The organism is Providencia sp. PROV116, assembly GCF_028482485.1.
Taxonomy (GTDB): Bacteria; Pseudomonadota; Gammaproteobacteria; order Enterobacterales; family Enterobacteriaceae; genus Providencia; species Providencia rettgeri.
Genome location: NZ_JAMPQO010000001.1, coordinates 257236 through 281976 on the forward strand (window position 1 = coordinate 257236; position 24741 = coordinate 281976).

A 24741-nucleotide genomic window follows, 5' to 3' on the forward strand; every position below is an offset into this window, starting at 1 on the left:
TTTAAGTGAATTGTAATTATAGCCTCTGTTTTTTTAAAACTTACTTAAAATTTTTAACTAGCAAATGTTAATTAATTGTTTTAATTGTTTGAGTTCATTAAGTGGATTGCCCATAAGGAAATAGCGGTACTAGGGCTTAAATATAAGCATAAAGAAGGTTGCTAGTGAGGTTATAGCACCATCAATGAATCATGAGGGATAGGATGTTCAAATCAACACTTGGTTTTGGTGTACTCTCTTTATTATTTGTTACGTTACAGGCAAGTGCCACGGAAAAAGTAAAACAGGTTATTACAATTAACAATGGCTCAGAAGTGACTTCACTTGACCCCCACAAAGTGGAAGGGGTGCCAGAAAGCAATGTGATATTAAACCTACTAGAAGGCCTGGTGTATACCGATGTAGACGGTAAATCGGTTCCTGGCGTTGCTAAAAGTTGGAGTAATGAAAATTTCACAACGTGGATTTTTACTTTACGAGATGATGCAAAGTGGAGTGATGGTTCGCCAGTAACTGCTGAAGATTTTGTGTATAGCTGGCAACGCTTGTCTGACCCAAATACCGGCTCGCCTTACTCTAGTTACTTACAAAATGCATATATTTTAAATGCAGGTGCAATTTTAGCAGGGAAAATGCCAGCAACAGCGCTGGGAGTGAAGGCGCTTGACACGCAACATTTACAAGTAACGCTTAGCCACCCTGTGCCTTATTTTGTAGATATGCTTTCCCATACATCTATGAAACCCGTGAATAAATCTGCAATTCAACGACATGGCGATAAATGGACCCAGCCTCAAAATTTTATTGGGAACGGGGCATACGTATTGGATAACTGGGTGGTAAATGAACGTATTGTTGTCAAGCGAAATCCATTTTACTGGGATAACCAGAATAGCCGTATTGAGCAAGCGACCTTTTTAGCGATTAGTTCCGAAGTGAGCGATATTAATCGTTATCGTAGTGGTGAAATTGACATATCTAATTCTGCAATCCCACCTGTTTTATATAAAAAAATGCAGCAAGAAAGGCCTAATGAGTTATATGTTCGGCCTTATTTGTGTACGTTCTATTACGAAATTAATAATCAAAAAGCGCCGTTTAATGACCCGAGAGTGCGTGAAGCAATAAAACTAGGGTTAGATAGAGAAACAATCACTAATAAAATTATTGCTCAAGGGCAAAAAGTCGCTTATGGCTTTACACCAACCTTTATTAATAATGGCAATTTTACATTACCTAATTGGGCAAATTTATCGGCGGAGCAACGTTACCAACGAGCAAAAGATTTGCTTTCACAGGCCGGTTATAACAAAGAAAACCCATTGAAATTTGCTTTACTGTACAACACTTCAGATCAAAATAAGCAGCAAGCTATTGTTGCGGCATCCATGTGGCAGAAAAATATTGGCGCACAAGTTACGTTGCAAAACCAAGAATGGAAAACATCATTACAAAGTCGTCATGAAGGAAACTACGATGTTGCTAGGGCGACATGGTGTGCAGATTACAACGAACCAACCGCCTTTTTGAACATGATGCTGTCTCAAAACAGTAATAATACCTCTTTTTATAATAATCCGGACTTTGATTCCTTACTTGAGAAAGCGTTAATTGCACCAGATCCTTCATCTCGTCATACGATATACCAACAAGCGGAAGCTTTGCTAGACAAGGATTCGGCTATTGTTCCTGTTTATTATCGTGTCAGTGCTCGAATGATAAAACCGAGTGTTAGTGGATTTAAAGGTAATGACCCTCTTGATTATACGGATATTAAACGGTTATATATAAGTGAACCTAATTAATAATATCTAAATAATTATAAAAAGTGTTCATCTACTGGGTGAACATGTATCAACACACAATCATAATAATTATGTATGGGAGTAACCGATAAGATGAGTAAGTTAATCAATAAATCGATTATTGCGCTTAGCGTAACGGCTGGGCTGGCAATGGGCTCTATAGCAACAAGTTTTGCTGCAACGGTTCCTGCTGGTGTTGAACTGGCAGAAAAACAGGTAATGGTTCGTAATAATGGTTCAGAACCTCAATCTTTGGACCCACATAAAATTGAAGGGGTGCCTGAATCCGCTTTAGCGAGAGATCTTTTCGAAGGGATCACGATAGTGGGGCCTGATGGTGAAATTTTACCTGGTTCGGCAACCAGCTGGGAAAATAAAGATTTTACAGAGTGGACATTTAAAATTCGTGATGGCGCTAAGTGGTCTAATGGTGACCCTGTCACGGCAGAGGATTTTGTGTATAGTTGGCGACGATTGGCTGACCCTGATACCGCATCGCCTTATGCAAGTTATTTGCAATATGCTCACATCCAGAATATTGACGATGTTATTGCGGGTAAGAAAAAGCCGGAAGAACTTGGTATTAAAGCCCTTGATGATAAAACCCTAGTTATTACACTGAGTGAAGCCGTCCCTTATATTCCTAAATTATTAGCGCACTCATCTATGTCGCCAGTCAATAAAAAAGTCATTGAACAACATGGCGCTAAATGGACGCAGCCACAGAATTTTGTGGGGAATGGAGCATATAAATTAAAGGATTGGACGGTAAACGAGCGCATTGTATTAGAACGTAGCCCAAGCTATTGGGATAATGCGAATACGGTTATTGATCAAGTTACATTTTTACCTATTTCTTCAGAAGTTACTGATGTTAACCGCTATCGAAGTGGTGAAATTGATATGACATACAGTAACTTACCTATCGAGCAATTTAAAAGCTTACAACAAAACATGCCGAATGAGTTACGTGTAAACCCGTATCTCTGTATTTACTATTATGAAATTAACAATGAAAAACCGCCGTTTAATGACCCTCGTGTTCGTGAAGCGTTAAAGCTATCTATGGATAGAGATACGATTACTTATAAGGTCAAAGCGCAAGGGGATATTCCTGCATATGGTTTCACACCACCATTTACCAGCGGTATGAAAACAGAAAAACCGGATTGGTATGCGAATATGACCCAAGAGCAGCGTAATGAAAAAGCGAAACAGTTGCTAGAAGAAGCGGGATATAACAAAGCCAACCCATTAAAATTCAACCTGTTGTATAATACCTCAGACTTACATAAGCGTATTGCCATCGCAGCTTCTTCTATGTGGAAGAAAAATATTGGCGCGCAAGTGAAACTAGAGAACCAAGAGTGGAAAACCTTCTTAGATAGCCGACATCAAGGTAACTATGATGTCGCGCGTGCAGGCTGGTGTGCCGACTACAACGAGCCTTCCTCCTTCCTGAATATGTTACTTTCCTACAGCAGTAATAATACGGTTCATTATAAAAATACAGATTTTGATGCGGTGATGAAAAAAACATTGCAAGTCAAAACAGATGATGAACGTGCAGAACTCTATCAACAAGCCGAAAAATTACTCGATAAAGACTCCGGTATTGTTCCTCTTTACTACTATGTTAACACGCGTTTAGTGAAACCTTATGTCGGTGGTTATAGTGGGAAAGACCCATTAGATAACCTGCATACAAAAGATTTATACATTATTAAACACTAATACAGTTGCTCTGGCTCCATTTATTGGAGCCAGATATTCGCCTATTTAGGCAATAGAAGTAGGAAAGAGCGATGTTGAAATTTATTTTTCGTCGGTTGTTAGAAGCCATCCCGACTCTTTTGGTTTTGATTACCATTTCATTTTTTATGATGCGATTAGCCCCAGGGAGTCCGTTCACTGGCGAGCGGAAATTGCCACCGGAAGTGATGGCAAATATTGAAGCTAAATATCATTTAAATGACCCAATGTATAAGCAGTATTTTAATTATTTAATTCAGCTTTCCAAAGGTGACTTTGGTCCATCATTTAAATACAAGGATTACAGTGTTAATGATTTAGTTGCTAAAGCATTTCCGGTCTCAGCAAAATTAGGGGCAACGGCATTTATTGTTGCTGTTTTGTTTGGGGTATCCGCAGGGGTGATAGCCGCACTAAACCAAAATACCAAATGGGACTTTACAGTCATGGGGTTTGCCATGACGGGAGTTGTTATCCCAAGCTTTGTTGTCGCACCGTTATTGGTGCTGATTTTTGCCATTCATTTGAAATGGTTTCCTGGCGGTGGTTGGGATGGCGGAAACCTAAAACATATGGTGCTCCCCATGGTTGCGCTTTCATTAGCTTATATCGCCAGTATTTCCCGTATTACACGTGGTTCGATGATCGAAATTATGCATTCTAATTTTATTCGTACTGCACGTGCTAAAGGGTTACCACTAAGAACTATCATTTTACGCCATGCGCTTAAACCAGCGTTGCTTCCCGTACTCTCATACATGGGGCCTGCCTTTGTGGGGATTATTACCGGGTCAATGGTAATTGAAACTATTTTTGGGTTGCCGGGGATCGGCCAACTCTTTGTTAATGGTGCACTTAATCGTGATTATTCACTGGTATTGAGCTTAACGATTTTAGTTGGGGTACTGACAATTACATTTAATGCAATTGTCGATGTTTTGTATGCAGTTATTGACCCTAAAATTCGTTACTAAGTCGGAGAAACACGATGCTATCGAATCAAAAAAATAGTGAAGCTCTGGCGAATTTTTCAGAGCAGCTCGATATTGAAGGGCGCAGTTTATGGCAAGACGCAAGGCGCCGTTTTATGCACAACCGTGCGGCAATTTTCAGCTTATGTGTCTTATTTTTAATTACTTTGTTTGTCATTTTTGCTCCCATGTTATCGCCGTTTTTGTATGATGATACCGACTGGGAAATGATGTCAATGCCACCTGATATGGCAACTGGACATTATTTTGGCACAGATGCTTCAGGCCGAGATCTATTAGTGCGTGTCGCGATTGGTGGGCGTATTTCCTTAATGGTGGGCGTTGCAGCTGCGCTAGTTGCCGTGGTGGTAGGAACTTTATATGGTTCATTAGCTGGCTATGTGGGTGGAAAAGTGGATTCCATCATGATGAGGATATTAGAAATTTTAAACTCCTTCCCATTTATGTTTTTTGTGATCCTCTTAGTCACGTTGTTTGGTACCAATATCTTACTGATCTTTGTGGCCATTGGGATGGTGTCGTGGTTGGATATGGCGCGTATTGTTCGCGGGCAAACACTCGGATTAAAGCGCAAAGAATTCATTGAGGCGGCATTGGTTTGTGGCGTTAGTACACGGCAGATTATTTTACGTCATATTGTTCCTAACGTTTTAGGTGTCGTCGTGGTGTATGCCTCATTATTAGTTCCAAGTATGATTTTGTTTGAATCATTCTTAAGCTTTTTAGGTTTAGGCACACAAGAGCCATTAAGTAGTTGGGGGGCTTTATTAAGTGATGGAGCTAACTCAATGGAGGTCACACCATGGTTGCTACTGATCCCAGCAGGTTTCTTAGTCATTACGTTATTTTGTTTTAACTTCATCGGTGACGGGCTGCGTGACGCGCTCGACCCGAAAGATCGCTAGAGGGAATAATATGTCAAATAACCCAATGAAAAGCCCTCTGTTATCCGTGAAAGATCTCAGCGTGACATTTGCGACCCAAGATGGTGACGTTACCGCCGTAAATAAATTGAACTTTGAATTAAGTGCGGGGGAAACGCTAGGAATTGTTGGTGAATCCGGTTCAGGAAAATCACAAACAGCTTTTGCTCTGATGGGCTTGCTTGCCAAAAATGGCAAGATTAATGGCTCTGCTATATTTAACGGCCGTGAGATCTTGAATTTAAGAGAAAAAGAATTAAACCGGATGCGAGCGGAAGAAATTTCAATGATCTTCCAAGACCCAATGACATCATTGAATCCTTATTTGAAAATTGGCACACAACTGTCAGAAGTTCTCATGTTACATAAAGGCATGAGTAAAAGGGAGGCTTTCGAAGAATCAGTTCGTATGTTAGATGCAGTTAAAATGCCTGAAGCACGTAAGCGGATGAATATGTATCCACATGAATTTTCAGGAGGAATGAGACAACGAGTCATGATTGCAATGGCATTATTGTGCCAACCCAAGTTGTTAATTGCTGACGAACCTACGACGGCACTTGATGTGACAGTGCAAGCGCAAATTATGACTTTGCTCAATGAGTTAAAACACGAGTTTGATACTGCGATTATTTTGATTACTCACGACCTTGGGGTCGTCGCTGGGGTATGTGATAAAGTTCTCGTAATGTATGCGGGACGCACGATGGAGTATGGTACCGCTAAGGATATTTTTTATCAGCCATCTCATCCATATTCACTTGGTTTGTTAGCTGCCGTTCCTCGCCTTGATGGGGATGACGAGAGTTTAGCGACCATTCCCGGTAACCCGCCTAATTTACTACGTTTACCTAAAGGGTGCCCATTTTCACCTCGTTGCCAATACGCCGTTCAGCAATGTGTTGAACAAGAACCTGCATTAACCACTTTTGGTCAAACGCGGTTACGTGCCTGCTTTAAACCGCTGGAGGAGTTGGTATGAGTACCCATGAAAATAGACCAGTATTGTTAGAAGTGAATGATCTTAAAGTCCATTTTGAGATTAGAGACAAAAAACAGTGGTTTTGGCAGCCAAACAAAAGCCTCAAAGCTGTCGACGGCGTTACACTGCGTTTATATGAAGGTGAAACATTAGGCGTGGTTGGGGAGTCGGGGTGTGGAAAATCTACTTTTGCTCGAGCGCTCATTGGGTTAGTGAAAGCGACTGATGGTACTGTAAGTTGGCTTGGGCAGAACTTATTAGGTAAAACCGCTAAAGAGTGGCGCAGCGTTCGCAGTGATATCCAAATGATTTTCCAAGATCCATTGGCTTCTCTTAATCCGCGAATGACCATTGGTGATATTATTGCCGAACCATTAAAAACATATCATCCTAAAATGCCGCCATCACAAATCACAGAGAAAGTGAAAAAAATGATGATGCGGGTTGGTTTATTACCAAACTTAATTAACCGTTATCCCCATGAATTTTCCGGAGGGCAATGCCAGCGTATTGGTATCGCAAGAGCATTGATTTTGGAACCTAAACTGGTAATTTGCGATGAGCCCGTTTCTGCATTAGATGTGTCAATTCAAGCGCAAGTTGTTAATTTATTGCAAGAATTACAACGTGAAATGAAATTATCTCTCATATTTATCGCACACGATTTGGCGGTTGTTAAGCATATTTCTGACCGTGTGTTAGTGATGTATTTGGGGCATGCCGTGGAGCTTGGTACCTATGATGAGGTTTATAATAACCCACTGCACCCGTATACACGCGCATTGATGTCAGCGGTGCCAGTTCCTGATCCCGATAAAGAAAAAAATAAGGTGATAGAGCTTTTAGAAGGTGAATTGCCATCGCCAATTAATCCGCCTTCAGGCTGTGTATTTAGAACCCGTTGCCCATTAGCCGATGAAGAGTGTGCAAAAACCAGGCCATTATTAGAAGGGAGTTTCAAACATGCGGTGTCTTGTTTGAAAATTGACCCTCTTTAGTTTGTTATAGATGCCCAATAAATTAAAAACAGAGCCAAGTGCTCTGTTTTTTATCGAATAATCTGAATAGTGATATTCCTATTTTTTCCACAGAATATGGTGAAACGGTTTAGAAGGGTGGCGGCTAATTAATACGCGGGCAAAGACATCGTCTAGCTCGGCATCAGGAGTTTGAGCTAACCCGATAACCACTTCACTAAATTGCGCTAATTCAATGTTATCATTGATAATGCTTTGCCAATTATGACTAAAGGGGACAATTTCTGCCGCACCTAACTCTTCAAACTGCAACGCAAAAATTAACTGGTCAGCGGGTTCTAAATTATCCATTGCCCCTTCAAGAAAAAGGTCATAAGCGATTTCAATGATGTCATCTTCATCGATTAACGGTGTGTTTTGTATTTCAGTCATGACCTTTCCTAATAAACTAAATTTATAACAATGGACTAAAGAAGTAACAAATGCGTTCAACGACACGGTTCCAGAAAGGGCGTTGTTCCCACTCTTCGATTTCTAAACGTGTTGACCGCGCAATATAATCATACTGAACTAACGTGAGATCGCTACCAAAACTTTTATCGTCAATGACCACGGTGATTTCAAAATTGAGCCATAAACTGCGCATATCAAGATTGACTGAGCCAACTAGGCTGAGCTCGCCATCAACTAATACACTCTTGGTGTGCAATAAGCCATCTTCAAATTGGTAAATCTTAACACCGGCAGCTAATAATTCACTGTAAAATGAACGGCTTGCCCAGCGGACAAGGAATGAGTCATTCTGCCTTGGCATAATAATACTGACATCAACACCCCGCATTGCTGCCGTGCAAATTGCATGTAAAAGGTCATCGCTAGGCACAAAATAAGGAGTCGTCATGATCAGTTGTTTGCGTGCAGAAAACATGGCGGTCATCAGCGATTGTTGAATCAACTCATCAGGGAAGCCAGGGCCGGAGGCGATAATTTGTGTTGTATGCCCATTCGCTTGTTCAAAAGGCATAATATTACTATCAGGCGGTGGTGGAAGTACGCGTTGGCCAGTTTCCATCTCCCAGTCAAAAGCATACACAATACCTAACGTGGTACTCACTGGGCCTTCCATACGCACTAAAATGTCAACCCATTCACCAACCCCTGAATCTTGTTTAAAATAACGAGGGTCAACCATATTCATACTACCTGTATATGAAATATAGTTATCGATAACGACTATTTTACGATGTTGACGTAAATCCATTCGACGCAAGAAGAAACGCATCAAATTAACTTTTAGTGATTCTATAAACTCAATGCCTGCAGCACGCATTTTTTCGGGATAATCACTACGGAAAAAGTGCCAACTTCCTGCAGAGTCCACCATAATACGGCATTTAACGCCTCGTTTTGCAGCGTTGAGTAATGCTTCGGTAACTCCGTCAACTAAACCACCTGGTTGCCAAATATAGAAGACCATTTCAATTGAGTGCTGAGCATTATTGATATCATTGACTATCGCTTTTAATGAATCTTCACAAGTGGTTAAAAGTTGAATCCTATTACCTTTAACCCCAGCAATGCCTTGGCGTTTTTCAACTAATTGAAATAATGGCTCAGCGACGGGGCTGTTATCAGTGGCAAAGATATGTTTTGAATTTCGTAGATTTTCTAACCATGTTGCGACAGAAGGCCACATATCATGAGCTTTATCAACTCGACGTTTACCGAGGTGAAGTTCACCGAAGGCGACATACGCAATAATACCGACTAATGGCAGGATATAAATGATCAGGAGCCATGTCATGGCTGAGGTGACCGGCCTTCTTTTGACTAAGATGCGGACGGTAATTGCTGCAATAATTAGCCAATATAGGAAGAACAAAAGCCAACTCATAAGTGTATAGACGGTTGCCATAACGGGTCACATGCCTCACTGATAAGAAAAAAGGTTCAAAAAAAGATAGTTTAGCTAAAAAAACTGTTAGTAAAATATCAACTTAATAGAATTTAGCAAAATTCTGCAGTAAAAGCTTCGTGAAATAGAGTAATTCATAAGGAAAAATGGTTACGCATAGTGATATTATCTATTTGAAATTAAATGTTGTACTCTAAGCTCACATAAAAAGTTCCTCTTGGTTCTTTTTTTCAAAGGAATATAATATTTTTTTCTAATAATTTTTAGACGATAAAAGGACACAATTAAATGAGACGTAGTAGGCATGAAGTAGGGCGTTGGCGTATGTTAAGACAATCCCTACGTCGCCGTAGACGCTGGCTAGAAGGGCATTCAAGGCGAAACATGCGCATCTATGCAATGCGTAAAATTGATATTTACCATCGTCGACATTCCCTGCTTTTTACCCAATGGATTGAGTAAGGTTATTACAGCGTACACTCACATTTTTCACTTTGTATGACAAACCTTATTGAATATGATTGCTATTTGCATTTAAACTATCAGTCATATTCTTTTTGGTAGACAGGTGTAGGGTAGAAATTGCATATGCGTTGGATGCGTTGGACTTTAATTATCGTCATTTCATTATCTATTCATGCAGGCCTTGCAATGGCATGGATTTTTAATCAACCTAATTTAGCCAGAGATCCTGAGCCATTGACGATTGCTATGGTTGCTTTTGCTGCCCCTGAACCTGCTTCTGAACCTGTTGAGCAGGTTGAAACACCGGTAGAGCCAGAACCTGAACCCGTTATTGAGCCAGAGCCTGAACCGGTGGTTGAACCCGTTATTGCATTGCCTAAGAAAAAGCCTGAGGTGAAGAAAAAACCTAAGCCAAAACAGGAAGAAAAGAAAAAGATTAAAGAAGATGTTAAGCCGGTTGAAAAGCAATTGGCTATGAATAATCTTAAATCAGATGTTACTGCACCGAAAACGAATAATAGCCCAATAAAGACCGCAAACAATACAGGGGCAAGCAATAGTCAATCAACTAAAAAAGGCGGCCCTAGAGCTCTACATAAACAAGCACCTTCCTACCCTGAACGTGCACGTCGTTTAGGGAAAGAAGGGTATGTGAAAGTTCGTTATGATATTGATGATGGTGGGCGAGTGACAAATATTGAATTTGTTGAAGCTTCACCTAAAGGGTTATTCGAGCGGGATGTCAAACGTGCTATGAACCGTTGGACTTTTGAAAAGCAACCTGCAAAAGGCTATGTGACCGAAATTTATTTCAAATTGGATGGAACCGTCAGCCAAGTATAAGTATTCTTTTCTAGCAAAATAAAAAAGCACCTTTAATCAATGAGGTGCTTTTTGTTTTGTCTCTATCTTAATATAGGTATTAAAGTTTAGTCTGCGTGTTGCTCAGAACTTGCTAATTGAAAATGCTGCTTTTCTTTGGGTAATGAACGAGAGGTACTATCGTCATTAACGGCAACATAGGTAAATACAGCATCAGTTGCACGATAGCGGTGACCAACGGGCTCGGTTGCTACTTTTTTTACCCAAACTTCAATATTAATTGTAATTGAGCTTTTCCCTGTTTTTAGGCAGCGTGCGTAGCAACAAACAACATCACCTACGGCAACAGGCTTTTGAAATTTAATCCCATTTACCGCTACAGTAACTACTCGTCCTAGCGCAATTTCTTTCGCTAATATAGCCCCACCTATATCCATTTGTGACATCAGCCAGCCACCAAAAATATCACCATTCGCATTAGTATCTGCGGGCATGGCTAATGTACGTAAAACCAACTCACCGTTCGGCAATTGCATATCAGACTCTTATTAAAAGGGTTATTACTTTTGATTTTGCATTTATAGCAAATTACATAGGCAATAGTAAACCTGAACCTCGTACTTATTGATTGATAATGACTATTTGAGTGAATTGCTGCAAAAATAAGACAAATATGATACCTATTATTAATAAACAGCTTCTAAATATGATAAAAAGCTCAACTTTTGCAAAGAAAAAGCAAGAAGTGTTTTTTATATTTAGTCAGCTGATTGAATTAGCTATACTCAGTATTATGAATATTATTGATTAATTTAGAGGTATGAAATGAGATTGTTATTGGCAATATTATTACCTTGGTTGCAATTTTTTACGATAGGGCGCCCTTTTGCTGGGATCATTTGCTTAATTTTGCAGATCACGTTGATTGGTTGGTTACCAGCCGCCATTTGGTCGGTATATGCATTATCACAGTACAATACAGATAAAAAAATTGAAAAAGCATTTGGTGACAAGCGTTATTAACATATAAAAAAACCTGCTAAGCGAGATGCAATTAGCAGGTTTTTAACTCTATTTATAAATTATTCTTCGTGTTTTTCTGCAGGCTCTTTAACCATATTTTTAAAAATATAGACCACACTCAGTACTGTAAATATTAATGTTCCTGCTGTCAGACCAAAGACTTTGAAGTTAACCCAGATATCTTGAGCCATCCAGAAAGCAACATAAATATTTAGAAGTGCACAGAAAATAAAGAAAATAGCCCATGCACTATTAAGTTTATTCCAATAACTATCTGCAAGTTTTATTTCTTGGTTACTGCCTAACATGCGCTGAATGAGTGGTTTTTCAGTAAACCATTGGCTAAAGAGTAATGCACCAGCAAATGCAGCATAGATAATAGTGACTTTCCATTTAATGAATGCATCACTATGGAAAATAAGAGTTAAAGCCGCAAAACCCATTACGATTGCACAGGTAATTTTTGCAACTTTTTCAACTTTCTTATAAATAAGATAAGTTGCTAATAACGCTAAAGGAGTGGTCACCATTAATGCGCCACTCGCATAGAAAATATCGTATCTTTTATAGACAATAAAAAAGATTATCAAAGGAATAAAATCAATAAGTTGTTTCATAACAGTGAATACAGCGCCTCAACGTAAAGATAATGGAGTAGTTTAACCGATTTTGGCTTTAATTGTTAAAAGTTTGCACCTTTTTACCAATAAACATGCTTTGTTACCAATCATATTTGCACTATTTTACGATTATTTGACTTACTTCTAGATAAACTTTATTAGTTCGGATATATATAGTATATAAAATAATTTAACTTGCTAATTTATAGGTACTTTTCCCCGATGATAAAGGCACAGCTATTTGTCTGGATGCCAGGTTTAAAAACGTTATTTAACTATCAACGTTCAGATTTAGGTTCTGATGTTAAAGCTGGCCTATCTGTCGCTGCAGTTGCCTTGCCCGTTGCTATTGCCTATGCTGAGTTAATGGGGGTGAATGCGATTGTCGGGTTATACTCGTGTATTTTACCGATGTTTTTTTATGCATTGTTTGGTACGTCTAAACAATTGATTATTGGTCCTGATGCCGCTACATGTGCTGTAATTGCAGCCGCAGTCGCACCTCTTGCCATGGGGGATGAAACTGTTCGTTGGCAGCTGATTATTGTCATGAGTTTTATGACTGGGGTTTGGTGTTTGATTGCAGCGAAATTTCGCTTAGGAACTTTTGCCGATTTTTTATCCAGACCGATATTACAGGGCTTATTAAATGGGGTTGCTCTCACGATTATCGTCAGCCAAATTAGTAAAGTATTTGGTATCAGTACGTTACCTTCAGGGTTTATTGAACGCTTAATAGCATTACCATTAGCGTTAGCGGAAACACATATTCCGACATTATTAGTTGCCATTGCGACATTGGTCGTTACCTTAGTGATTAAGCGAGTGCGTAGTAAGTGGCCATCGTTATTAATTGCAATGGTATTGGCAACAGCGGCAAGTATCCTATTTAATCTCGAGCAATATGGTATTAGCACTGTTGGGAGTTTAGGTGAAGGGCTCCCGTATATCCCAATGCCGGATTTTCCACCGGGCTTACTCCGAGATCTTGTCATTCCATCATTAAACTTGGCAGTGATCAGTTTTGTTAGTTTTATGATGACGGCTCGTAGCTTTGCGAGCAAGAACGGTTATACCGTTGATGCAGACCAAGAACTAAAAGCGTTAGGAATGGCAAATATTGCTTCTGCTTTTGGTCAGGGCTTTGCAGTTAGCGCTGCAAGTAGCCGTACAGCAGTTAATGATATGATGGGCGGGAAAACACAACTAGTTTCTCTTGTTGCCGCGGTAACCATCTTAGCTGTATTACTTTTCTCCATAAATTTATTGGAATATATCCCTATGCCTGCTTTAGGGATAGTTTTAATTATTTCAACTTACTCATTACTTAGTTTTCGCAGTATTTTATCAATGCGAAAACGCAATAGAGAAGCTTTTTTCTTATGTATTTTCACGCTATGTGCAGTGCTGGTGGTTGGTTTGATTAGTGGTGTAGGCTTAGCTGTTTTATTAGGTTTGTTGCAGTTTATCCGAATTATATTTAGACCTACAGATCAACTACTAGGCGTTGATGAACATGGTATGTTGCATTCGATGACATCAGAAAATGATATTCAAGAAGTTGATGGCGTCCTGATTTATCGTTTCAATTCCCCACTTACCTATTTCAATGTGAATTACTTTAAAGAACGTTTAAATAAACATTTAGATAATCAGCGGAAGAGGCCTGCTTGGGTGATTGTGGATGCTGCGGTCAGCTTCACACACAATGATGTGAGCGTATTTTCCACGTTGAATGATATTGTGACATCGTTGAAGGCGAAAGGGGTGACTTTAGTATTAGCAGGGCGCAGAACGTCGCTTAATCGTTGGCTAGAACAAAATAAAATCAATCGTTCAGATGATGACTTATTAGTGGTACCGGATATCTATTTTGCAATCCGTTTAATTCAAAGTAAGCAACAAATTCAAATGAAATGCGTTGAAGAAAGAAAAGCACAAGAATGTCAAAAAGATCTCGGCATATTGGAACATGATTGTGAAAATCGAATTACACCGACGGATATTCGCTCAGATAATACTTAAAAAATAACGTAAATAAAAAGGTATCTTTTGATACCTGAGGTTATTGCCAAAGCGGGATAAATGCGTTGTTTTTCCCGCTTTGTGTTATCTGCGGAAAATTAATTTTTAGTGATTAGCATATATAAACGATAAAAGTAAATTAAAGCGAATGCTGCTACAATATTGTTGAGTAAAAAAGAGATACCATTAATAACAATATGATTCATGTTAAGGTTCCCCAACAGAACACTAATAAGCATTTGAGCAGCCATCCAAATTAAAATCATCGGTAAGGCAACACGCCAATTTGCATAAGCCATTTTCCAGCTTTTTCCCATCGCACTGAAAGGGTTGGTACGTTCTGTTATTAAAATCGCTGGTGCTAAGGAAAAACCAATGGCTAAGACAATACCAGGTAGAACCATAATTGTGATACCTAACTGGATAAGCAGAGAACAGACGACCAATAAAAGGAACATAGAAGGTGCTTTGTTCAGTGATGATGTTATTGCCTGTAGCCCTGTAATATCTTCACCGCGAGACATACCAGAGATATAGGACAATGTACCACAAATAAGGAACAAACTTCCAAAAGTGACGGAGAGGATCAACCCGAAAGAAACACGCAAAATACTACTTTTATCTTCTTCAGATAGACCTAAAATCCAGTCTTGTAACCCCGAATTACCAGATTCAATCATCTGGCTTTGTGCTTGTGCCAGAACACCTATCATCTGTTCACTTGGGATCATCACCGCATAGATAACGAGGCTCACTACGGTGGCTAAAAGCACGATGGTGAAGAGGCCACTCAATTGATTTTTAAAGAAATTGATACTATCACTAATGAGTGAGTTGGCCGAAATGGACATGACACTGCTCCTATCTACAAACGGGATCAAAAATTTATGCCAATTGTAACCGAGTATCACGCCTAGAGGTAGAGAAAGATAATAAAATTCGGGGGGTTAAGAAAAATATAATAGACATAATGATTGAATTTAATTAACCAAAGAAATGAAACTATATAAGTTGTATTTTTAATATATGTTTAAGTTTCGGAATAAATATATATATTTCGAAATCAAATTTTTATTTTGTTAGTTATCTTCCAAAAATTGATTTAAATCAAAATTAAAAAAATAATAAATGAAATAATAAATCCATATTTATTGGTTTACCTCTAAATTAGTAAAAGATGTGATCTTGATTTGAACATCAATTTAAATAATGCGGTATATTTTCCTAAAATAAAAACACAGGAATGGGATTGATAATGAAAAAACTCACTGCGCTTGTATTAGCTGCTGCAACTTTAGCTCCAGCAGTTTCTATTGCTCATGAAGCTGGCGACTTTCTTTTCCGCGCGGGTACTGCTACAGTCAGACCTAATGTTGGAGGAGATGATGTTAAGATTAATGGTTTAGGTAATTTAGGTACGTTTGGAGCGAATAATAATACTCAATTAGGTTTAACTTTTGGGTATATGATCACTGATAATATCGGTGTGGAATTATTAGCAGCAACTCCGTTTGAGCATAAAGTTGGCACAGGCCCAACAGGTAATATTGCAACAGTTAAACATTTACCACCAACATTAATGGCACAATATTATTTTGGTAGTAAAGAAGATAAATTACGTCCTTATTTAGGTGCGGGTGTTAACTATACCTTCTTCTTTGATGAGAAATTTAACTCAACAGGAAAGACGGCAGGTTTATCTGATCTAGACTTATCAAGCTCATGGGGCTTTGCAGCACAAGCTGGTATGGACTACATGCTGACCGATAACTGGATGTTAAACGCCTCTGTTTGGTGGATGAATATTGAAACGGATGTGAAATTTAAAGCAGGTGGCGAACAGTATAAAGTTGATACTCGTTTAGACCCATTTGTATTTATGTTCGGTGCGGGTTACCGTTTCTAAGAATTTGATAGGATGCAATACAGGTAATACCTGAATTCTGATGGATTAGAGTGAAGTAGGAAATCCGAGAATATTCGTATTCTCGGATTTTTCAATTTCCATGAACTACAAACATATATTTAACAACCTGGCAGTAAAATAATAACCATAAAGATTGATGATGGTATAATATATTAATTGGTGTATAGCGTGATAATAAAGTAAATACACTTATTGGTTATCTTATTTTATTAAGATAAATAAGATTGAATAACAAAATATCGGCATTATCTACATAAAAATAAAAAGCCGAATATAGGAGTGATATTCAGCTTTAAGGTATGATTAAATTTTAAGATATTAACTTACCAAAACCATTGCACATTTAACCCCGCATTGACGCTACTAGTTTCATATTCATCAGGTTTATAAAGTGGCACACCTAAAAATAAGTCATAGCTGAATATATTAACATTACCTCTCATACCAATAGCCGTTACTAATAGTTGGTCATCAGAATAGAGATCTAGCGGATAACCCCCCCCAAGTATTCGACCATAGTCAATAGCGTAATAGGGATAAAAGGAAAAGCCAGGAATATAAAAGTTAAACTCATTACGCAGGTAAAACCCCTTATCACCGATCAGTGAAAACTCTTCATCGAAACCACGAACAGTCCAACGGCTACCTAACGAAAATTGATCTTGAATAGTTAAACGGTCTCGTGAATATTGTACAAACAGTTGTGGGTTATAACTCATAATAAAATTGTCAAATGAGAAGGGGAACATTCCCGAAATATCGGCAGTATAAACACGGCTCATTGTGCTGACATCACCATATTTCATATCCCAACTTTCTTCGGCACCAAACCAAGGTACGTTACGTTGATGGTATAATGATGCATCAATGGTAGAATTGTTGATATTTTGACGATGGCTAATACCCAGTTTAAGGCTGGTAAGGTCTCGTTGTTGGGAAAGTAGGCTGACATCCTCCAACTTATATTTTGATTTTCTTTTAATCAATTGGATTGACGCTGTATCTTTAAACGTTTGGCCGCGCAAAAAAACATTACTGGCCGTAGCGTTATAATATTTACTGTCACCATAATATTTATAGCTAAGTACAGAGTCATTAATAGTTTGTTTATAGTCACTTTTACTTGCGTACAATGAGAAAAGCCAATAATTATAGGGAACAGCATAATAAATAGAAGCATTACTGGTGCTGTTTCGTGCTTGGTTTTTTGCATCTTTTCCGGCGGAGACATATAAGGTATCGTTTAAGCTCGTTAGGTTATTAGCATACAGAGTTACTCCAACTTGGTCTTTACCCGTTTGGCGACTTCCAGAGTTATTGTAAATAGTGTTTTATATATCCAGTGCGAAAAATACTAATTTAATCAAATGGTAATGTTTACTCCGCCACAGATATAATAAGAGAAAGTACTAGTATAATAACGCGTATCTGTTAATTTTAATATTGGTGATTTATATATTATGATTAGTTATTTTGAACTATTTGAGGGATTTTAAACTGAAAAATACTGAATATATTTAAATAATATTTCTAAAAATAACGTTAAAAGGATTGAAAATCGCCCAGACAAAATTTAATTATATGATTTAAGTAATCAAGCCAATAAACTTAAGTATGACTTGATTACTATTTATTGTTTAGCCTATTTCTGTGTTGCTGCTTTCATTTTTGCAACAAACTCAGTTAATGATGTAAGCATAACATCAGGGCGATTTAAGTTGTTTTCGATGATTTTAACCACGGCGGAACCAGAAATTGCACCTGCTGCACCATTTTTAATCGCTTCTTTGACTTGTTTAGGTTCAGATATCCCAAAACCTTGTAGGGCAGGAGCCGCGTTATACTGATTTAATTGACTCAATAAATGAGCTAATGGCGTTTCAGCGCGTTTTTCTGTGCCTGTTACGCCTGCACGTGATAACAAATAAGTATAACCTTGGCTATATTCCCCAATTTGTTGTAGTAATTCATCATTGGCATTGGGTGGGCAAATAAAAATGGGAGCAATGTTGTGTGCCAACGCAGCTTCACGAAATGGCTGTGATTCGGACATCGGGACATCTGCAACTAATACAGAATCAACACCAGCTTTTTCACAGCGAATATAAAAACTTTCAATTCCATTGGTAAAGACTAAATTTGCATACACTAATAAACCAATAGGAACAGTAGGGTGTTTCTCTCTAATTCGACTTAATAATTCGAAACAAATTGTCGGGGTGATTTCACTTTGAAATGCGCGTAAATTTGCATTTTGGATGGTTGGACCATCAGCCAATGGATCAGAAAATGGAATACCAATCTCTAATGCATCAGCGCCACCAGCAATCAAAGCATCAACAATGTTTAATGATAATTCAGCATCAGGGTCACCTAAAGTGACAAATGGAACAAATGCCCCTTGGTTATCGTGAGTTAAACGTTTAAAAAGTTGGGTATAACGTTCCATTAAATTTCTCCTCTGCTGGCTAAAATATCATGCACTGTAAAAATATCTTTATCACCACGGCCAGACAAATTGACGATTAATAATTGTTCTTTATTGGGTTCTTGCTCTGCCATTTTTAATGCATATGCGAGGGCATGAGAAGATTCTAATGCTGGAATAATCCCTTCTTTACGTGATAACAATTTAAAAGCATTCAGGGCTTCATCATCGGTAATCGAAACATATTCTGCGCGACCAATACTATTTAAATGAGCATGTTGAGGTCCAACAGAAGGAAAATCTAATCCTGCAGAGATGGAATATGACTCTTCAATTTGACCTTCACTAGTTTGCATCATCGGTGATTTCATACCGAAATAAATCCCAACACGACCATGTTTTAATGGCGCACCATGTTGGCCTGATTCAATACCTAATCCAGCAGGTTCAACACCAATTAGTTTCACATTTTCTTCTGGAATAAAAGAGGCAAATAAACCGATTGCATTTGAGCCACCACCAATACAGGCAACGACAGCATCGGGTAAACGGCCTTCTTTTTCAAGAATTTGTTGTTTTGCTTCATCACCAATCATACGTTGGAATTCACGTACAATTGTTGGGTAAGGGTGTGGACCCGCCGCAGTTCCTAATAAATAATGAGCTTTATCATAGCTGCCAGACCAGTCCCTTAATGCTTCATTACACGCATCTTTCAAGGTTGCCGAACCGCTATGAACAGATATAACTTCAGCACCCATTAATTTCATACGAAATACATTGGGAGACTGGCGTTCAACATCTTTAGCGCCCATGTAGATACGGCATTTCATATTCAATAATGCACAAGCCAGTGCGGTTGCAACTCCATGTTGCCCAGCACCGGTTTCTGCAATAATTTCGTTTTTTCCCATTCGCTTAGCCAGTAGCGCTTGGCCTAATACTTGGTTGGTTTTATGGGCGCCGCCGTGCAGTAAATCTTCGCGTTTTAAATAGAGTTTTGTTTTCGTACCGGCAGTTAAGTTTTTACATAATGTTAGTGCAGTAGGGCGACCTGCATAATTTTTTAGTAAGTCGTGAAATTCACGAATAAACTCAGCATCATTCTGTGCGTCGATAAACGCGTCTTCTAATTGATTTAATGCAGGGATCAGAATTTCTGGGACATATTGCCCACCAAACTCGCCAAAATACGGATCTAATTTACTCATTATTTATTGTCCATTTTAACAGTTACATTAATTGGTGTTGGAGTTTTATCTTTTCGTTGTGTATTAGTGAGCCGTTGATTCGGCTAACAACGCTGACAACACCAAATTTATTTTTTGTTCACTTTTTATACCGGGTTCAATTTCAACCCCTGAATTAAAGTCTAATCCGTTGCACAGTAACTTTGCAGCATCTAGGCAGTTATCTGGTGTAAGTCCCCCCGCAATCATTATTTTTTGTGTTGCAGATGAAGGGATTTCTGACCAATTGAAGGTTTTACCAGTGCCACCTTGTCCGTTATCCAGTAGTAACACATCAATGTCTTGTGTGTCATAGTCATTTAAAGTTGTTCTTGACATATCAAGCGCTTTCCAAACTTCACAGTAGTTTGGTAAAAATGTTTTTAACGTATTGATATAAGCAGAGTCTTCTTCACCATGTAGTTGCACCGCAGATAACGCAAGCTGTTTGGCAATATGGGCAACAAAATCGGCGGACTGATTACGGAAAACACCGACATATTTTAACGGCGCAGCATGGATGATAGTTTGCGCCTGTGACAACGTCACTTTTCTCGGGGAGGTTTCAGCAAAAATTAATCCACCGTAGTGTGCTCCTGCTTTAAATGCGGCTTTTGCATCTTGTTCGCGGGTTAAACCACAGACTTTATGTTCCCCAACTAGCAGGTTTCGAATGGCTTTATCTAAGTCAGCTTGCTCCATTAGTGCGCTACCAATTAAAAAACCATTTGCAAACTGTCTCAGTGACTGAATATGTTGGTGTTGATGAATGCCTGACTCACTGATCACTATCGTTTCTTTTGCTAAGCGAGGCGCGAGCTCACGAGTCCGATTTAAATCAATAGAAAGGTCGCGTAAATCCCGGTTATTGATGCCAACCACTTTGGCTTTTAACCGAATTGCTCGCTCTAATTCTTCTTCATTACTGACTTCCGTTAATATCCCCATACTCAGTTGGTGAGCAACTTCAGCCAATGCGATATATTCATCATCATTTAAGACAGATAACATCAGTAAAATGGCATCTGCTTGGTAGTAACGTGCAAGATAGATTTGGTATGGGTCAATGATAAAATCTTTGCATAATACGGGTTGCTTTACGGTATTACTGACAATCGTTAAGTAATCCATATTGCCTTGAAAATATTTTTCATCGGTGAGAACGGAAATCGCACTCGCATAAGGTGCATATGTCTTGGCTATCATCGCAGGGTCGAAATCAGCACGGATCAAACCCTTTGAAGGAGACGCTTTTTTGCACTCTAAAATAAAAACAGGGCGTTTAGCGCTTAGTGCGTTATAGAAACTACGCTGGCTAGGCTGAACTTCAGCAATAAAGCTTTCTAACGGCTGCTTGGCTTTGCGTTCAATTAAATAGTCAACTTTATCATCAACAATTTTTTGTAAGACTGTCGCTTTCATTTTATTGGTTCCTTGCCGCGAGAGCTGTAACGCGGTCAAATGCTTTACCGCTACGAATAATTGCAAGTGCGTGTTCGCTGTTTTGTTTTAAATCTTCATGGCCATTAATACGCATCAGCATGGCAACATTGGCCGCTACAGCCGCTTCGTGAGCCGCTTGGCCATGGCCTTGAAGTAAATCACTAAGCAATACGCGGTTTTCATCAGGTGTACCGCCTTCTAAGTCGCGTAATTGATATGGTGCTAGCCCAAAATCATCAGCAGTTAATTGATAATGTTGTACTTTGCCATCTTTTAATTCAGCGACTTGAGTGACTGCATGTAATGAAACTTCATCCATCCCTCCACTGTGTACCACAGCTGCACGGGTAAAACCAAGCATCTGTAGTGTTTCAGACACAGGTTTTACCAATGATCCTTGGTACACACCGATAAGGGCAATCGGTGGGCGAGCTGGATTAATTAATGGCCCCAATACATTAAATAACGTTCGAGTTTTTAGTTGAGTACGCACAGGGGCAGCATGACGGAACCCACTGTGGTATTGTGGTGCGAATAAAAAACAAACACCAAGCTCATCTAATGCGTCACGAGCACTTTGCGCACTGAGGTCTAAGGCGATACCAAAGGCGGCAAGTAAATCCGAAGAACCTGAACGGCTCGAAACACTTCGATTACCGTGTTTCGCCACTTTAATCCCACATTCAGCAGCAACGAATGCGCTTGCTGTGGAAATATTGATACTATTTGCGCCATCTCCCCCAGTGCCAACGATGTCGCTGAATGGGTAGTCAGGGCGGGGAAATGGCTGTGCATTCTCTAAACAAGCTAACGCGGCTCCAGCAATTTCTTGCGGTTGTTCACCTCGCATTTTCATACTGATTAACACAGCAGCTAATTGAGGTTCTGTTAATTCGCCTTGAATAATAGCATTAAACAAGTACTGGCTTTCTTGTTGAGTCAGTGGTTGCGCTTTAAATAACTTATCATAAATATTTTGCATAATTGGCTCTTTAGTATTCCGTTAGTGCGAATGAGTAGGTTCGGTTGCATTGGGAGTAGAAAGAGCCCATGCCACAGTGTTTTCTAGCAACTGTTTACCTTGCGTTGTTAAAATGGATTCGGGATGAAATTGGAATCCACAAACTCTATCGCTATCATTACGTACAGCCATGACCATGCCATTTGAATGGGCACAAATGGTTAAGCTTTCCGGAATTTGGCTACCAACAAGAGAGTGGTAACGCGCCACTGATATTGGGTTTTCAAGATGATTAAACATAGCTAAACCATCATGTGTGGCAATCGAAGATTTACCATGCAAAATTTCACCAGCAGCTGAAACCGTTCCGCCATAAGCTTCAACGATGGCTTGGTGACCTAAGCAAATACCAATAACAGGAATTTTGCCTTTTACTCGCATTAATACTTCTGGCATTGAACCTGCTTCACTCGGTTTACCAGGGCCGGGTGATAAGACTAGTATCGGTGAAATCATTTGATTTAATACAGATAAAATATGTTCTACATTGACTGTATTGCGATAAATAACCACGTTATGGCCACCTGCGCGCAGTTGGTCTACTAGGTTATAAGTAAAGGAGTCAACGTTATCGAGCAGTAAAATGTTCGCCATTAGAATAACTCCTTAACTTGATGTGCTTGGGCAATTGCACGGATCACTGCACGTGCCTTATTACGGGTTTCATCGGCTTCAGCTTGAGGTACGGAATCTAGAACGACACCACCTCCCGCTTGCACAGTGGCAATACCATTTTCTACGTACGCAGAGCGAATAACGATACAGGTATCAAAATCACCATTTCCTTGAAAATATCCTACAGCTCCTCCGTATGACCCTCGGCGTTCTTGCTCATATTGAGCAATCAGTTGCATGGCTTTTACCTTTGGTGCACCCGTTAAAGTCCCCATATTCATGCAAGCTTGGTATGCATGAAAAACATCTAAATCTTGGCGCAATGTTCCCACAACATGAGAAACTAAGTGCATCACGAAAGAGTAACGGTCAACCTTAGTTAGGTTGGCGACGTAACGGCTACCGGCTTCACAAATACGGGCTAAATCGTTGCGTGCTAAGTCAACTAACATGATGTGTTCAGCGAGTTCTTTTTCATCTGAGCGCATGGAAAGTTCAATTCGGCTGTCTAAGTCGAGGTCTAATTCACCCTGCGCGTTACGCCCACGAGGGCGGGTTCCTGCGATAGGATAAATTTCCACTTTGCGATTTGCTGTTGCATATTTGAGCGCGCTTTCAGGTGAAGCCCCAAAGAGTGTGAATGCTTCATCTTGCATGTAGAACATATAAGGGCTTGGGTTTTGTGCTTTGAGTTTTTGATATGCAATTAAGGGATGTGAGCATGGCATCGTAAATTTACGAGAAGGCACAACCTGAAAAATATCACCACGGTATATGGCTTCTTTTAATGAGGTGACAATTTCCCCGTATTGTTGGTCATTTTTGTTTATCGAGACCGCAAAATCAGGTGCTGTTGCTAAAGGAAGTGCGGGTAAGAACGGACGGCACGAAGCTATAATTTGTGCGTGGCGTTGTGTAACCGTTTCGACATCTTGCTCATTTTGCGTAAATAGGCAACTTTTGAGTCGAGCAGCCTGATTTTGGTGGTCGATCACTAAATAATGTTCAGCAACAAAAAAACAATAGTCAGGGCAGTGATTAACGGTATTCACCTTGGGTAAATCTTCAAAACTGGCGACTAAATCGTATGCAAACAAACCACCAACAAACAGGTTTTCAGGTTTTGTTGAATAGGCTTGTGCGAGAGCGGGCAGAGCACGTAAAACGTCTAAACAAGATGCGGCCTTCAGACGACTGTCTTCGTCTAAATCTTTCGCTGGCGAGCTGAACGTTACCGTTAAGCTATTTTCTTGCATGCTATGATGTGTGATTAAACGGGTTAATTGTGCTAACAGCTTTGGTAATAAAGCCTGACCATTTGGCGTCAACGCGTCTATTTCAACTTGTTGGCCAAAAGCACGAATACGTAGCGCGCTGTTGACAACCAGCAAGCTTTGCAAGTTGGCTTTATTATTAATTTCAGCAGACTCTAACAGCATTGTTGATGGAACTTGATGACACAGATGATTAAATAATAATGTAGGATCAGGCTGATAATTAATTGGGCTATCCAGATACTTAAAATGTGCTAATGTGGTGTTTTGTTCGTTCATGATGTTGCCTTACGCTAATTTTTGACATAAAAAACCCGCCAATGAAGGGCGGGTTTGGCACTGAAACATACAATAACTATGCGCGTGCGGCTTCCGCCCAATCTGGGAAGTCACGCCACCAACGATTTGATAAGTTAAATAAAGTCATTGTATGCCTCACTGGATAAACTGATGTTTTTTAGCCTTAGCTATCTTGCGTACTAGTAAACTGGATCGAGTTATTT

The 24741-nt window shown here is 39.4% G+C and carries 21 protein-coding genes, 1 pseudogene and 1 other annotated feature; of the genes and pseudogenes, 11 read left to right on the top strand and 11 right to left on the bottom strand.

What is annotated here, in order from left to right:
• The first annotated feature begins 191 nt into the window (after nt 1-191).
• The 6 genes from PSE72_RS01290 to oppF all read left to right on the top strand — a co-directional run bounded on the left by PSE72_RS01290 (nt 192) and on the right by oppF (nt 7452).
• Nucleotides 192-1805: an ABC transporter substrate-binding protein gene (locus PSE72_RS01290; RefSeq protein ID WP_425029260.1), complete on the top strand. Its 1614-nt coding sequence runs from the start codon at nt 192-194 to the stop codon at nt 1803-1805.
• A gap of 93 nt (nt 1806-1898) precedes the next feature.
• A complete protein-coding gene (gene oppA / locus PSE72_RS01295; protein WP_115167194.1) occupies nt 1899-3539 on the top strand; it encodes an oligopeptide ABC transporter substrate-binding protein OppA in 1641 nt (546 codons plus the stop codon).
• 71 nt (nt 3540-3610) lie between these two features.
• Entirely contained in the window at nt 3611-4531 is a 921-nt protein-coding gene (gene oppB, locus PSE72_RS01300; protein WP_004254116.1) for an oligopeptide ABC transporter permease OppB, read from the top strand.
• Nucleotides 4532-4545: 14 nt separating this feature from the next.
• Nucleotides 4546-5454, top strand: coding sequence for an oligopeptide ABC transporter permease OppC (gene oppC / locus PSE72_RS01305; RefSeq protein ID WP_004911132.1), 909 nt, complete (start codon nt 4546-4548; stop codon nt 5452-5454).
• Nucleotides 5455-5464: 10 nt separating this feature from the next.
• Nucleotides 5465-6454 carry an ABC transporter ATP-binding protein gene (locus PSE72_RS01310; RefSeq protein WP_004911130.1) on the top strand — a complete coding sequence of 330 codons (990 nt, stop codon included), beginning with the start codon at nt 5465-5467 and terminating at the stop codon, nt 6452-6454.
• A complete protein-coding gene (gene oppF / locus PSE72_RS01315) occupies nt 6451-7452 on the top strand; it encodes a murein tripeptide/oligopeptide ABC transporter ATP binding protein OppF (protein WP_198641111.1) in 1002 nt (333 codons plus the stop codon). The genes PSE72_RS01310 and oppF overlap by 4 nt, the downstream gene beginning before the upstream one ends.
• A 78-nt stretch (nt 7453-7530) precedes the next feature.
• Here the strand turns inward: oppF and PSE72_RS01320 are convergent, their stop codons facing one another.
• Complete coding sequence (locus tag PSE72_RS01320) at nt 7531-7863, bottom strand: HI1450 family dsDNA-mimic protein (protein WP_115167196.1); 333 nt, start codon at nt 7861-7863, stop codon at nt 7531-7533.
• 22 nt (nt 7864-7885) lie between these two features.
• Nucleotides 7886-9346 (bottom strand): cardiolipin synthase, encoded by a 1461-nt coding sequence (cls, locus tag PSE72_RS01325; protein ID WP_117162234.1) that lies wholly within the window; start codon nt 9344-9346, stop codon nt 7886-7888.
• A gap of 288 nt (nt 9347-9634) precedes the next feature.
• Here cls and PSE72_RS01330 point away from each other — a divergent pair, with 288 nt between their 5' ends.
• Complete coding sequence (locus PSE72_RS01330; protein ID WP_004254127.1) at nt 9635-9808, top strand: YciY family protein; 174 nt, start codon at nt 9635-9637, stop codon at nt 9806-9808.
• A 126-nt stretch (nt 9809-9934) separates the two neighbouring features.
• Nucleotides 9935-10654, top strand: coding sequence for a TonB family protein (locus PSE72_RS01335; RefSeq protein WP_115167198.1), 720 nt, complete (start codon nt 9935-9937; stop codon nt 10652-10654).
• 86 nt (nt 10655-10740) lie between these two features.
• Here PSE72_RS01335 and yciA read toward each other — a convergent pair whose 3' ends face one another.
• Complete coding sequence (yciA, locus tag PSE72_RS01340) at nt 10741-11169, bottom strand: acyl-CoA thioester hydrolase YciA (protein WP_004911119.1); 429 nt, start codon at nt 11167-11169, stop codon at nt 10741-10743.
• 289 nt (nt 11170-11458) lie between these two features.
• Between yciA and PSE72_RS01345 the strand changes: the two genes are divergently transcribed.
• On the top strand, nt 11459-11656 hold the full coding sequence (locus tag PSE72_RS01345; RefSeq protein WP_004911118.1) for a YqaE/Pmp3 family membrane protein: 198 nt from the start codon (nt 11459-11461) through the stop codon (nt 11654-11656).
• A gap of 59 nt (nt 11657-11715) precedes the next feature.
• Here PSE72_RS01345 and PSE72_RS01350 read toward each other — a convergent pair whose 3' ends face one another.
• Nucleotides 11716-12273: a septation protein A gene (locus PSE72_RS01350; protein WP_004911114.1), complete on the bottom strand. Its 558-nt coding sequence runs from the start codon at nt 12271-12273 to the stop codon at nt 11716-11718.
• A gap of 225 nt (nt 12274-12498) precedes the next feature.
• Between PSE72_RS01350 and PSE72_RS01355 the strand changes: the two genes are divergently transcribed.
• Nucleotides 12499-14301: a SulP family inorganic anion transporter gene (locus PSE72_RS01355; RefSeq protein ID WP_115167199.1), complete on the top strand. Its 1803-nt coding sequence runs from the start codon at nt 12499-12501 to the stop codon at nt 14299-14301.
• A gap of 98 nt (nt 14302-14399) precedes the next feature.
• On the opposite strand, the gene PSE72_RS01360 is transcribed toward PSE72_RS01355, so the two are convergent.
• Entirely contained in the window at nt 14400-15152 is a 753-nt protein-coding gene (locus tag PSE72_RS01360) for a YciC family protein (RefSeq protein WP_115167200.1), read from the bottom strand.
• 404 nt (nt 15153-15556) lie between these two features.
• Between PSE72_RS01360 and ompW the strand changes: the two genes are divergently transcribed.
• Complete coding sequence (gene ompW / locus PSE72_RS01365) at nt 15557-16207, top strand: outer membrane protein OmpW (RefSeq protein ID WP_115167201.1); 651 nt, start codon at nt 15557-15559, stop codon at nt 16205-16207.
• Between the two features lie 344 nt (nt 16208-16551).
• On the opposite strand, the gene PSE72_RS01370 is transcribed toward ompW, so the two are convergent.
• The 6 genes and pseudogenes from PSE72_RS01370 to PSE72_RS01400 all read right to left on the bottom strand — a co-directional run bounded on the left by PSE72_RS01370 (nt 16552) and on the right by PSE72_RS01400 (nt 24517).
• Nucleotides 16552-17553, bottom strand: a complete 1002-nt coding sequence (locus PSE72_RS01370; RefSeq protein ID WP_115167202.1) for a ShlB/FhaC/HecB family hemolysin secretion/activation protein — start codon at nt 17551-17553, stop codon at nt 16552-16554.
• A 317-nt stretch (nt 17554-17870) separates the two neighbouring features.
• On the bottom strand, nt 17871-18677 hold the full coding sequence (trpA, locus tag PSE72_RS01375; protein WP_115167203.1) for a tryptophan synthase subunit alpha: 807 nt from the start codon (nt 18675-18677) through the stop codon (nt 17871-17873).
• Entirely contained in the window at nt 18677-19867 is a 1191-nt protein-coding gene (gene trpB / locus PSE72_RS01380) for a tryptophan synthase subunit beta (protein ID WP_115167204.1), read from the bottom strand. Before trpB ends, trpA begins: the two co-directional genes overlap by 1 nt.
• Nucleotides 19868-19930: 63 nt before the next feature.
• Nucleotides 19931-21307, bottom strand: a complete 1377-nt coding sequence (gene trpCF, locus PSE72_RS01385; protein ID WP_110731955.1) for a bifunctional indole-3-glycerol-phosphate synthase TrpC/phosphoribosylanthranilate isomerase TrpF — start codon at nt 21305-21307, stop codon at nt 19931-19933.
• Nucleotide 21308: 1 nt separating this feature from the next.
• A pseudogene (gene trpD / locus PSE72_RS19910) lies at nt 21309-22943 on the bottom strand (bifunctional anthranilate synthase glutamate amidotransferase component TrpG/anthranilate phosphoribosyltransferase TrpD).
• Nucleotides 22943-24517: an anthranilate synthase component 1 gene (locus PSE72_RS01400; protein ID WP_198641115.1), complete on the bottom strand. Its 1575-nt coding sequence runs from the start codon at nt 24515-24517 to the stop codon at nt 22943-22945. The pseudogene trpD and the gene PSE72_RS01400 overlap by 1 nt, the downstream one beginning before the upstream one ends.
• Nucleotides 24518-24542: 25 nt before the next feature.
• Nucleotides 24543-24644 (bottom strand) — a sequence feature (Trp leader region).
• Nucleotides 24645-24741: the final 97 nt, after the last annotated feature.